General features: G+C 34.4%; 12 protein-coding genes. 8 read left to right on the top strand and 4 right to left on the bottom strand.

Features of this window, described 5'->3' with window-relative positions; genetic code table 11:
- The first annotated feature begins 48 nt into the window (after positions 1-48).
- Genes CD172_RS00720 through CD172_RS00705 form a run of 4 tightly spaced genes read left to right on the top strand, consistent with a single transcriptional unit; the run spans position 49 to position 3,809 of the window.
- Positions 49-1,014, top strand: a complete 966-nt coding sequence (locus tag CD172_RS00720) for an ABC transporter permease (RefSeq protein ID WP_085622812.1) — start codon at positions 49-51, stop codon at positions 1,012-1,014.
- The gene (locus CD172_RS00715; RefSeq protein WP_060551813.1) at positions 1,007-1,966 is read left to right on the top strand and encodes an iron chelate uptake ABC transporter family permease subunit; all 960 of its coding nucleotides are present in this window, start codon (positions 1,007-1,009) and stop codon (positions 1,964-1,966) included. The genes CD172_RS00720 and CD172_RS00715 overlap by 8 nt, the downstream gene beginning before the upstream one ends.
- The gene (locus tag CD172_RS00710) at positions 1,963-2,766 is read left to right on the top strand and encodes an iron ABC transporter ATP-binding protein (RefSeq protein WP_103345156.1); all 804 of its coding nucleotides are present in this window, start codon (positions 1,963-1,965) and stop codon (positions 2,764-2,766) included. The genes CD172_RS00715 and CD172_RS00710 overlap by 4 nt, the downstream gene beginning before the upstream one ends.
- A 14-nt stretch (positions 2,767-2,780) precedes the next feature.
- Positions 2,781-3,809: a ferrated catecholamine ABC transporter substrate-binding lipoprotein SstD gene (locus CD172_RS00705; RefSeq protein WP_060551811.1), complete on the top strand. Its 1,029-nt coding sequence runs from the start codon at positions 2,781-2,783 to the stop codon at positions 3,807-3,809.
- A 297-nt stretch (positions 3,810-4,106) separates the two neighbouring features.
- Here the strand turns inward: CD172_RS00705 and CD172_RS00700 are convergent, their stop codons facing one another.
- Complete coding sequence (locus tag CD172_RS00700; protein ID WP_060551810.1) at positions 4,107-4,544, bottom strand: MarR family winged helix-turn-helix transcriptional regulator; 438 nt, start codon at positions 4,542-4,544, stop codon at positions 4,107-4,109.
- A gap of 135 nt (positions 4,545-4,679) precedes the next feature.
- Here CD172_RS00700 and CD172_RS00695 point away from each other — a divergent pair, with 135 nt between their 5' ends.
- Positions 4,680-5,300, top strand: coding sequence for a nitroreductase family protein (locus CD172_RS00695; RefSeq protein ID WP_103345155.1), 621 nt, complete (start codon positions 4,680-4,682; stop codon positions 5,298-5,300).
- Between the two features lie 104 nt (positions 5,301-5,404).
- On the top strand, positions 5,405-6,118 hold the full coding sequence (locus CD172_RS00690) for a GTP pyrophosphokinase (protein ID WP_060551808.1): 714 nt from the start codon (positions 5,405-5,407) through the stop codon (positions 6,116-6,118).
- 47 nt (positions 6,119-6,165) lie between these two features.
- On the opposite strand, the gene CD172_RS00685 is transcribed toward CD172_RS00690, so the two are convergent.
- The 3 genes from CD172_RS00685 to CD172_RS00675 form a co-directional block, all read right to left on the bottom strand.
- Positions 6,166-6,714: a M23 family metallopeptidase gene (locus tag CD172_RS00685; RefSeq protein ID WP_225906145.1), complete on the bottom strand. Its 549-nt coding sequence runs from the start codon at positions 6,712-6,714 to the stop codon at positions 6,166-6,168.
- A gap of 179 nt (positions 6,715-6,893) precedes the next feature.
- Positions 6,894-7,748 (bottom strand): CHAP domain-containing protein, encoded by an 855-nt coding sequence (locus CD172_RS00680; protein WP_060551806.1) that lies wholly within the window; start codon positions 7,746-7,748, stop codon positions 6,894-6,896.
- Between the two features lie 785 nt (positions 7,749-8,533).
- A complete protein-coding gene (locus CD172_RS00675; protein ID WP_060551805.1) occupies positions 8,534-9,208 on the bottom strand; it encodes a transglycosylase family protein in 675 nt (224 codons plus the stop codon).
- 418 nt (positions 9,209-9,626) lie between these two features.
- On the opposite strand from CD172_RS00675, the gene CD172_RS00670 reads away from it, so the two are divergent.
- On the top strand, positions 9,627-11,045 hold the full coding sequence (locus CD172_RS00670; RefSeq protein WP_103345153.1) for a phosphate--AMP phosphotransferase: 1,419 nt from the start codon (positions 9,627-9,629) through the stop codon (positions 11,043-11,045).
- Positions 11,046-11,159: 114 nt separating this feature from the next.
- On the top strand, positions 11,160-12,062 hold the full coding sequence (locus CD172_RS00665) for an alpha/beta fold hydrolase (RefSeq protein WP_103345152.1): 903 nt from the start codon (positions 11,160-11,162) through the stop codon (positions 12,060-12,062).
- Positions 12,063-12,137: the final 75 nt, after the last annotated feature.

The raw sequence follows: 12,137 nt of genomic DNA, 5'->3' as shown, positions 1-12,137 counted from the left end.
AATGATTTTCATTGTCGATGTTTGTAAGGGTGAAAAGGAGACAGAATGATGCGCTATTTTATGAATGGCTATGTGTTGTTTGTCACACTCACAATCCTTACTGTGTGCTCTTTGTTCATTGGGGTGAGTAGCGTTCCGATTACAGCGCTATTTAACCTTAATGATGATCAACTGAATGTTCTATTCGCAAGTCGTATTCCCCGTACCGTAAGTATTCTTATCGCTGGGAGTTCACTCGCATTAGCTGGTTTAATTATGCAACAAATGATGCAAAATAAATTTGTTAGTCCTACGACAGCTGGAACGATGGAATGGGCGAAATTAGGGATTTTAATTTCTCTTGTTTTTTTTCCATCAGAACATATCCTATTAAAATTGTTGTTTGCTGTGCTATTAAGTGTAGCGGGCACATTTTTATTTGTTCAAATGGTACAACGCATACGATTTAAAGATGTTATTTTTGTTCCGCTGATTGGTATTATGCTCGGTGGTATCATCTCCAGTTTTTCAACATTTATCGCTTTGAAAACCAATGCGGTACAAAGTTTAGGGAACTGGATGAATGGTAATTTTGCCATTATTACGAGTGGACGCTATGAGGTCTTGTACCTAAGCATACCGTTATTGGTTATGACTTATGTATTTGCAAATCAATTTACAATTGCAGGTATGGGTCGTGATTTTAGTAAAAATTTAGGTCTCAATTATGATTTAATCATCAATATCGGTTTGTTTATTACCGCTACAATCACTGCACTTGTCGTGGTTACAGTAGGAACTTTACCATTTTTAGGTCTGATTGTGCCTAATATCGTCTCTATCTTTAAAGGAGATCATCTGAAAAATGCTTTGCCACATACAGCAATGCTCGGCGCCATTTTTGTGATGTTTTCAGATATAGTTGGACGTGTTGTCGTTTACCCGTATGAAATCAATATTGGTTTAACGATTGGTATGTTCGGAACTATCATTTTTATTATTATGTTGATGAAAGGACGTCGTCAGTATGCGTAATTCGTCCTTAAAAAAGCTCATCATTTTAATTGTCGCAACCATCATGATTGGTGCGATGTATTTGTTGATTGGTCTTGATTTTGAAATTTTTGAGTATCAGTTTAGTAGTCGTTTGAGAAAACTCTTCTTAATGATCCTCGTTGGTGCAGCAATCGCCGCGTCTACTGTCATTTTCCAAGCCATCACCGTGAACCGTTTATTAACACCTTCCATCATGGGACTTGATGCTGTATATCTATTTAGTAAAGTATTAATTCTTTTTATTTTCGGCGCAAGTTCTATATTTATTACAAATTTTTATTTAAATTTTGCAGTGACATTGGTCGTAATGGTCATTTTCGCATTGATTTTATTTGAAGGTATTTTTAAATATGGTCAATTTTCGGTGTATTTTATTTTGTTAATTGGCGTCATTTTAGGAACATTTTTTAGAAGTATTACCGGTTTTCTTGAATTATTAATTAATCCTGAAGATTTTCTTGTTGTTCAAAGTGCGATGTTTGCTAACTTTGACGGGTCAAATCCAACACTAGTAACCTTAAGTGCCATCGCTTTAACGATTTTGTTACTTGTTACAGTGAAGATGTTGCCGTATTTAGATGTATTATTACTTGGTCGCGCTCAGGCGATTAACCTTGGTGTGAACTATACACAAATGACACGCATGTTGCTCATTTTAGTTGCACTGATGGTTGCCATAGCAACTGCACTTGTTGGACCTATTACATTTCTTGGATTATTAACTATAAACTTAGCACATGAGCTCATTAAAAATTTCGAACATCGTTATATTTTACCAGCAACAATTTGTATCAGTTGGATCAGTTTATTTGTCGCACAGTGGATTGTAGAGCACTTATTTGAAGCAACAACACAAGTTAGTATTTTAATTAACCTCATTGGAGGCATTTACTTTATCTATCTTTTAATGAGGCGGAGGGAAACGACATGATTCGCATTAAGCATTTGAATCAATTTATTGATGACAAGCAAATACTTACTGATGTGAGTGTTGATATACAAAAAGGACGATTGACTTCACTGATTGGACCCAATGGTGCCGGCAAAAGTACATTATTGTCAGCCATCAGTCGCCTACGAGATTTTCAAGAAGGTCAAGTCGAAATCGAAGATACGCCTTTAAATGACTATGGGTCACAAGCTTTATCTCAGAAATTGTCGATTTTAAAACAAACGAACCATACAGAATTAAACATCACTGTTGAACAGTTGGTCAACTTTGGTCGTTTTCCATACTCTAAAGGCTATTTAAAGAAAGAAGATAAAGCAAAAGTAAATGAAGCGATTGCATTATTGAAGTTGGACGACATACGGCACCGTTATCTTAAAACGTTATCAGGCGGTCAACGCCAACGTGCATACATTGCCATGACAATTGCACAAGATACGGAATATATACTTTTAGATGAACCGTTAAACAACTTAGATATGAAACATTCTGTTCAAATTATGCAAACCTTACGTGAACTCGCAGTTTTTCATAACAAAACAATCGTTGTTGTGTTACATGATATTAATTTTGCATCTGTATACTCTGATGATATCGTCGCTTTAAAAGATGGCAAAGTAGTGAAAGCTGGCCATAAACGTGACGTCATTGACTCAGCGGTATTAAAACAACTCTATGATATGGATGTTAAAATTGAAACGATTCGAGGTCAACAAATTTGTATTTATTTTGATGAACTACCTTGTATGTATCATCAAATGTCTCATAAAGTAATGAGTTAAATGAGGAGGACAATATGAAAAAGTTAGGATTATTATTAATGGTTGCGATGGTCTTTGTATTAGTCGCATGTGGTAATGATGACAATAAGTCATCTAAAAAAGGTGGTTCTAAAGAGACTGTAGAAGTTAAAAATGATTTTAAATTGCGTGGTAAAGCAGATGACGGTAGCCAAGATAAAGCATATTCGGATACAGTAGAAGTGCCTAAAAATCCGCAAAAAGCAGTCGTGTTTGACTACGGTGCATTAAAAACATTAGAAGAAATGGGGCTTAAAGATAAAGTAGCCGCATTACCTAAAGGTGAAGGTAACGCACAATTACCAGATTTCTTAGATGATTTTAAATCAGACAAATATCAAAACACGGGTTCCTTAAAAGAAATCAACTTTGATGTTATTGCAAAAGTTAAACCAGATGTGATTTATTTATCAGCACGTACAGCAAATCAAAAAAATATTGATGAGTTGAAAAAAGCTGCACCAGACGCTCCAATCGTTTATATGGGCGCAAAAAATGATGATTTCATAGAATCTATGAAAAACGACACAAGCATTCTTGGTAAAATTTATGATACTGAAAAGAAAGCAGAAGCTTTAAATAAAGAATTAGATGAAAAGATTGCAGAAGTAAAAGCAAAAACAAAAAACTTAGATTTAAAAGCAATGTATTTACTTGTTAATGAAGGTGAATTATCTACTTTTGGAGCGGGAGACCGTTTCGGTAACCTCGTATTCGATACGTTAGGGTTCAAACCAGTTGATGATAATATTAAGAAAAGCAGTCATGGTCAAAACGTGACAAATGAATATGTGAGTGAGAAAAATCCAGATATCATCTTCGCGATGGATCGTGGTAAAGCAATCGGTGAAAAATCAACAGCAAAACAAGTTCTAGGCAACAATGTCATTAAAAATGTGAAAGCTGTTAAAAATGGTAAAGTTTTAGAATTAGATCCTAAACTTTGGTACTTTGCTTCAGGTTCTACAACAACGACAATAGAGCAAATTGAAGAAATAGAAGAAGGATTAAAATTAGATAAATAAAATTCTAAAATCAATTTAGGGGTTAGGACGTTAGCTATAATGTCCGAGCCCCTTTTTTATGGGAATGAACAATTGAGAAGCATATTACTCTCAATTACTATTGAAATTTTTAAAGGCTTGTTTTTAACGATTTAGCGATCTATGCCATTAAATAGATGTAGGAATCCCTTCATCTTGTATCAAATTGTTAAATCTTCAATACATATCAATCGCCTTCAAAGTGCATTTAATTATGTACTTTGAAGGCTTTTAAATTGATAGGAAGGTGTTATTCCAAACGCTGTATATATGATGATTTTAATCTTGATTGAAATTATTTTTAATGAAACGCTCTAATACTTGAACTAATTGTTCCATGTCGTCACCTTCGAAATTTAATTCTTTGTATACTTCATTCGTGACTTTAAATAAATAGTCGCGCACTTCAATGCCTTTATTGGTCAAAGAAATATTCAGGTTTCGTTCATCTTCTTCATTACGAAGTTTTTGAACGAATCCTTTTTGGTCAAGCTTTTTTATTAATGGTGTGAGTGTACCTGAATTTAAATAAATACGATTGCCTAATGTTTTAATATTTACAACTTCATTAGGCTGTATCGCTTTTAAAGTAATGTATGACGTATACGTCAAATCGTATGACTTTAAGTGTGTCGCGTACTTCTTAATGACTTCTTTAGAAGCAACATAAAATAAAAAACATAGTTCATTTTTTAAGTCATCATGTTCTAATGTCATCATATTGGCCCCCTTGATCTCTTTATAATAGTATAACACTTTTTTCTTGATAGACGCAGAACGGTTACATATAATTGAATTGAACTTAATTTAATCAAAATAATATTTATTATGGTGAGAGAGGGATGTTGTTATATGAAAGATTTTAAATCCGTATTAGAAAGTCGACGTTCGGTTAAACAATTTGATCAGAATGTAAAAATTCCGCGAGAAGAAATGGAAGAAATGATCACACTTACTACGAAAGCACCATCATCTGTAAATATGCAACCTTGGCGTTTTGTCGTAGTTGATACACCTGAAGGAAAAGATATACTACGTCCGTTAGTGCAGTTTAACACGCGTCAAAATGATACATCTGCAGCTATGGTTGTTATTTTTGGAGATATGAAGAACTATGAATATGCTGATAAAATATATGATGATGCGGTTGAAAAAGGGTTCATGCCACAAGAAGTTAAAGATGTTCAAGTTGTGAAATTTGTTGAGCTATATGAAAGCTTAGATCGCCAAGGTATGAATGATATTGTTAAAATCGACAGTAGTTTGGCAGCGATGCAATTTATGCTCATTGCACGATATTATGGTTATGATACAAATCCGATTGGCGGCTTTGAAAAAGATGTTATTGCAGAAGCGCTAGGACTCGATTCAGAACGCTATATGCCTGTGATGATCATTGCAGTGGGTAAAGCAGCTGTGGAAGGGCGTGAATCCGTACGTCTACCGGTAGAGGATGTATTGTCATTTCGCTAAAACATAAAAAATAATCTTAATATTAAAAGCACCCCTTACAACTATCAAATTTGTTGCTAAAGTAGTACATTAGTAATGAAAGAGATAAAGTACGGGGTGACTGTATGTTTGTAGAGAAAAAAATACCCATTAATATTGAAAATTTAAAAAGTGAAGTTGCAACGTATACACAAAAAGCGATACATTCTGAGGATAATATCGAACAAGTTGTACAATTTATTAAGTTAGAACATATTTATGGGGCGGCATTAGAAGAAATTAGTACAAAACTTCATATTTTAGATCAAGATTTTCAGTTGAAAAATGCACATAATCCGATTCATCATATGGAAAGACGTGTGAAAAAAATACCGAGCTTATTACAAAAGTTGAAGCGAAAAGGGTTTGAAATTTCGGCCCAATCCGCACAATCACATATTATGGATATTGCAGGGATTCGTGTTGTATGTAATTACATGAATGATATTTATAACGTTGAGCAACTATTATTGCAACAAGCAGACATAAAGCTGTTAAAACGAAAAGATTATATTCAGTATCCTAAAGCAAATGGCTATAAAAGTTTGCATATTGTCGTGTCCGTTCCAGTATTTTTAACAGATGGCACGATTGAAGCGCCTGTAGAAATACAGCTAAGAACGATTGGTATGGATATGTGGGCGAGTTTAGAACATCAATTACATTATAAATCAACCAATAGTGATAGAGACATGTATCGTCAAACTTTAAGAGAATGTGCGCTTGAAATAGGGGACGTAGAACGCAAAATGGAACGAATCCATTTAAATATCCAACAAGATCAACTTAATGAGCATTAAAAAAATGTGCCGTAAAATCACACGATGTGATGTTAACGGCACTTTTTTTATTTTAAACGGTATAAACTTCGTTGTCCATGTGGCAATGATTCAATGAAAGCAGCTGGATTTTCAGCATAACGATTGCCGATGCCTTCTTTCATACGTTGAAAATGTAGATGAGGACCTGTCGTTTGTTTACCAGTATTACCCGATTGTGCAATAACATCCTGAGCTTTTACCACATCTCCTGGTTTCACCTTAAACGTATTTAAGTGCATATACCATTGATAATATCGCTTATTGGATTCTTGAATTTCAAGTACATTTCCACCAAACTGATTTTTAAATGTTCGGGTCACTGTGCCGTCTGTAGCAGCCAGAATATCGGTATTTTCAGGCAAATGATAATCAATACCATAATGACGGTTGTCTCCATTAAACTTTAAACCATTGGCATATGTTCCAAACCCGTGAGTTTCACGGTCTTGATGTAAAATATGTGTGAATGACATATTATTTTGGATATCTTGGATAAATTGTTGTACACGTGAGTGATAAATGATTACTAATAAAGTGATTGTCGTAACGATGAGCGCACTTAAAACTATTCTCATTATCTTCTTCATTGAGATGTTCCTTTTTAGAAGTATTGAAATGAGTGTACCCAATCATATGGTGTCGTGCCAATAAGTTGCTCATAAGAAGGCATCGAAGCAAATAGGAAAGAGGGATGAGGTGACAAGTAAAGATAAAAAAACACGCTACTTATGAAAGTAACGTGTTTTGGATTATCTTATCTGTAGATGAAGTTTTGTGAAGCAGCTTGACTAGCTGATAAGGTACGTGATGTTACAACACCAGCGCCGTGACCGTAGTTCATTTCAGAAACTGTTACAGAACCATTTTTGCCTACGCTTTCAACGTATGCAACGTGACCGTAAGGACCAACTGATGTTTGCATGATAGCGCCTGCTCTTGGTGTATTGTTTACTGTGTAACCAGCAGCACGTGCAGCGCTTGCCCAGTTATTCGCATTACCCCAAGTGTTACCGATACCGCCACCTACACGGTTATATACGTAGTACGTACATTGACCAGCAGTGTAAAGATTAGCACCACCACGAGATGTGAAACGAACTGGTGTGCTTGAGTAACCTGAGTTAGAAGGTGCTGGCGCAGCAGTTGTTGTTGTGTTGTAGCTTGTAGTTGAAGCAGCAGGTGCTTGAACAGTGCTTTGTGCATTATAGTTATAGCTATAATTGTAATTATAGTTTGGTGCTGAGTAGTTATAATTGTATGAAGTGTTTTCATAGTTATATCTCGCAGCAGGTGTTGCTGTTGTATAATATTGTGAAGAATAGCTATAGTTATAGCTTCCGTTATAGTTGTAATAATAGAAATCATACACACCGTTAGCGTCAAATGTGTAGTAAGTGTATTGTGCAGATGGATCCCAGTTACCATCTAAAGTATGGTGTTTGTTACCATATTGATCTACTGTAATATAGTCGTTAGTCTCTTGAGAATAATAAGTTGAATATGCATATGAAGATGTGTGTTGCTCAGCAGCTTGAGCATCATCTTGTGCAGCAACTCCTAAAGTAACCAAGCCGAACGTAGCGATTGTAGCAGTAGTTAATTTTTTCATTGTAAAAAAGTCTCCCTATCTAAATTTTAATATCGTTTTCTATGTGCTTTATGCAATCCTCTAGAATCATAGCACATATTATTAAGAAGTAAAGCGTTGTAAACAATTTTAAGTCGTACTGTAACAAAACTGAAATAAAAGATAACAATTTGACTCATTAATAGTTATTTGGAAACAAAAAATTATAAAGCTTGGGTAGGCGATTTTTAAAATATCAATGTGAAATATTACGCTTTTTTCTTTCTGAATAGGAGCATGATAGGAAGAGATAATTTATTAAAATATTGAGAACTTTATTTAATGATTAAATTATTTATCGAATAATGCTAGATTGAAAATAGGCTTAATGAATAGAAGTAAACGCAAATAAAAAAATACACATATATAATAGAAGAAAAGCGGTACAAAAGATGAAAAGTTATTTGTAAAATATGTAGATAGATTCTAATGATGAAGGTGACAACAAGAGTGGCACTGTAAATTTATTGAATGTATAAATTTATGATATATGCAAAATAAGAATGCGATAAAGTGATCATATCGCAATTAAGAAAAAGGGGGCATCCATTTTATTTACGTAGTACCGCAGCACAGTAAATAATGAATGATAGTGCTTTAATTTTAAATATAGATGAGATACTTAATTCACAACGTTCAGGCACATGTACGATTTAAAATGGCTATCGTAGCATATATAGCGTTATTAAATTTCGAACTGAATGAAAAATAAAGGAATAGATATAAAAAAAGAGCCCTATGAAGGACTCTTTAAAGAAAGCATTAAATTATGCTGTTACCCAGTGACCAGCGCCACCAGTGTTATATAAGTGTTGCGCGAATTTATCTTGAACTGCAGCTGGAGCTTGAGCTGGGTTAACACCTACGTATGAAGGGTCAACTTGTTGTGCTACAGCGTTCCATGTTGATGGTAAGAATTGGTAAGCACCTGCAGCACCTGATGATGGGTTAATTGCTGAGTAGTCACCACCAGATTCACGTTGTTTGATTAATTGTAAGTGTGAGTTTACACCTGAACCACTTGTAGATGTAGTTGATGTTTTTGGTGCTTGTGTTGCAGCTGGTGCTTGAGTAGAAGCTTGTTGGTTAGATTGAACTGCTGCTGCATTGTTAGTTTCAGCTTGAGTAGAAGCTTGAGCTGAAACGTCTTGAGTTTGAGCTACAGCTGCTTGACCATAACCATTGTATGACCAACCGAAGTACGTACCATCTGACCAGAAGTGGAAGTTAGTACCTTTGTAAGTGAATTTGTAATCGTAAGCACCTGCTTGGATAGGTGATTGATTTAATGATGGATCGTTATTTAAAGCTTTATGCGCTAAAGCTGCTTTATCAATTGAAGATTGAGATACTTCACTTGCGTGAGCGTCTGTTGTATGTGCAGCGACACCTGTCGCACCGATTGCTACTGCTAAAGATGATGCTAATAATGTTTTTTTCATAATTGAAAGTCCTCCAAATAAAATTTTTTTCATTTTCAAAAAGTCTGCTTAACTAAAAATTTCAACAATCACACTCTAACAGGCATCTGGATTGATGTAAATTACGAGTTGATAACAAAACATTACGAGAGTATTTCAAAATGATGTTCTGTAATGTGATTGTGATGTGAGATGTTTATATCTATTTCATTAAGATAAACTCAAAAGGTCAACAGCATGAATTACAACCGTATTCTGAAAATAAAGAAAATATACCGTTATATTACAAATATTACAGAAAATCATAGAATTGTAATTTAGATGTCAGGTGTTTGATGACACTAACAGTGAAAAATAACAAAAAAGTGGTATTTACCTTTTAGAATGTTGATTGCTATCTTTTAAAACACGTATAATAGACTAACCGAGGTGAAGAGATATGGACAAGAAAATTGAAGCACTACAACTTAAAGCCGCAGAATTAACACGTGAAAGCCATGCGCTTGGAATACCCGTAATGGTTGTGTTTGAGGGTGTGCCCGCTTCTGGCAAAACACGCTTAACCAATGAGTTACTATTAACATTAGATGCGAAGTACACACATTTTATCGCCACTAAAACACCTTCTGAACATGATTTGCGTTATCAATTCTTACAAAATTATTGGAATACACTCCCTTCTAAAGGAGATATTAATATTTATTTTAGAAGTTGGTACGCACATTTTATTGATTATAAGATCCATGGGATAAAGAAAAGTACATTTAAACATTATGATAAATTAAAAGCTGAAATCCACGCATTTGAATCAATGCTTCAAAACGATGCGCATGAAATTATTAAATTTTATATTCAAATTAATGAAGAAAAGCGTCAAGAACATATTAATGAAATGAAAGATAATCCTTTAACAAATTGGAAAGCACAAGAATATGAAAATGTAATCCCTTCAGATGTGTATCGTCAAGAATTTCAACATATACTCAATGATGAATGGGAAGTGATTGACTATACAAATAGAACACACGCAATACAACATATGTATGAACATTTGATAGCGCGACTGGAAAAAGCCATTCACCGACATCACAATCGTAAAAAGAAAATAAATGGTGCCTTTAGTGAACCATTTTCTACAGACATTTTTAATGTTCGAATTGAAAAAACACGTAAAAGTGATTATGACGCATTACTACTATCATTACAATTACGACTTAAAGAGTTACAATTCGCCTTATATGAACGTAAAATTCCGCTCATTTTAGTTTATGAAGGCATGGATGCTGCAGGTAAAGGCGGCAATATTAAACGTGTCAGAGAATATCTTGATCCAACTGGCTATGAAGTGAATGCAATTAGTGCACCTACTGATGTTGAATTAAATCATCATTACTTATGGCGTTTTGCGAAAGATATGCCTAAGAGTGGTCATATTGAAATTTTTGATCGTAGCTGGTACGGCCGCGTCCTCGTAGAACGTGTTGAAGGTTTTGCTACGTACGATGAATGGTCTCGAGCCTACGATGAAATTAATGCATTTGAACAAATGTGGGTCAACGACGGAGCTATTGTGTTGAAATTTTTTCTTACTTTAGATAAAGATGAACAACTCAAACGATTTAAAGATAGAGAACAAAATATTAATAAACAATGGAAAATTACCGATGAAGATTGGAGGAATCGTGAAAAATGGGATCTATATTTAGAAGCCAGTCATGATATGATAGAAAAGACACAACACCCGCATGCACCTTGGCTGATTGTACCAGCTGATCATAAAAAATCTGCGCGTATTGAAGTGCTAAAATATATTATACAAAAATGTGAAGAAAGATTATGGGGCGTTAAATATTATTAAATTTAGGGCTTATGACTTATGCAATTTTGACGAATTTCTACTATAATAATAGTTAAATAATTTTCATACATGTTTGTGTAAATGAAAAGTTAGAAAAGAGACTGAGGAGCATTCATGTTATTTAATCACTACGAGCCATATACTGTTAAGTTATCTCATCATGATGGAGACGTATTAGAAATGGTCACAATAGGAGATAATGATTCTGAAAATGTTATTGTGTTACTTCACGGTGCCATAATGAACTACAAAATCATGACAGTATTTGCGAAATATCTTCATCATGCCAAGTTAATATTTATCAATTGTCCTGGTCGTGGAAAAAGTACGTCGCTTTCGAGAATGGATCATAATTTAGAAGATTATGCTACGCGTATTAATGAAGCGTTAGAACAAGAACTTGCGCACAGTAACATCAAACGTATGGCTATGATTGGTTATTCGATGGGTGGGCTAATTGCGACTAAAATCGCCGGATATAATACACTTCCTATCACGCATCTCATTTATTTAAATAGTGCTGCGAAAATTGATTATAAAGAATTACGCATTTCCAAGCTTTTTTATGAAGTTTTTAAAGACATTAAGCCTGATCACCAAGATGGAATGATTAAGAGTATCCCGGAATTTATATTGGATCAAGGTGTTTCGAAAAAGCATTCGGATAAATTCAATTTTACGGAATACTTAGCACCTGTTGATGCGATGATTACGGATTTAATGTATACGCTGAAAGCAGACTATTTAGAGGATATTGATAAAATTAAACATATGCCTAAAGTGTTGTTTTTATTAGGAGAAGATGATGTCATCTTCCCAAACAAAGATTCGGCTGTCACTGTCGAGAAATTCGAATCACGGCATGCAGAAGTCAAATCCATCATCTATCCAGAAGTTGGTCACTTAGACTTTTTACGTGTATTAGATAAAGGAAATGGTGGCAATATTGGAAGTATTGAACATAATATTAATGCATGGTTAAATCTATCACAAACAACGACCAATGAATTATCATGAAAGTACGATGAATAAGGAGTAGGATATGAATCTCAATGATTTTTTATTCTGCTCCTTTAACTTTAAACTTATAAA

The sequence above is a fragment of the Staphylococcus agnetis genome (genome assembly GCF_002901865.1).
Classification (GTDB): domain Bacteria; phylum Bacillota; class Bacilli; order Staphylococcales; family Staphylococcaceae; genus Staphylococcus; species Staphylococcus agnetis.
Note: the sequence above shows the minus strand (reverse complement) of the source record. Positions and strands in the feature narration are given on the sequence as shown.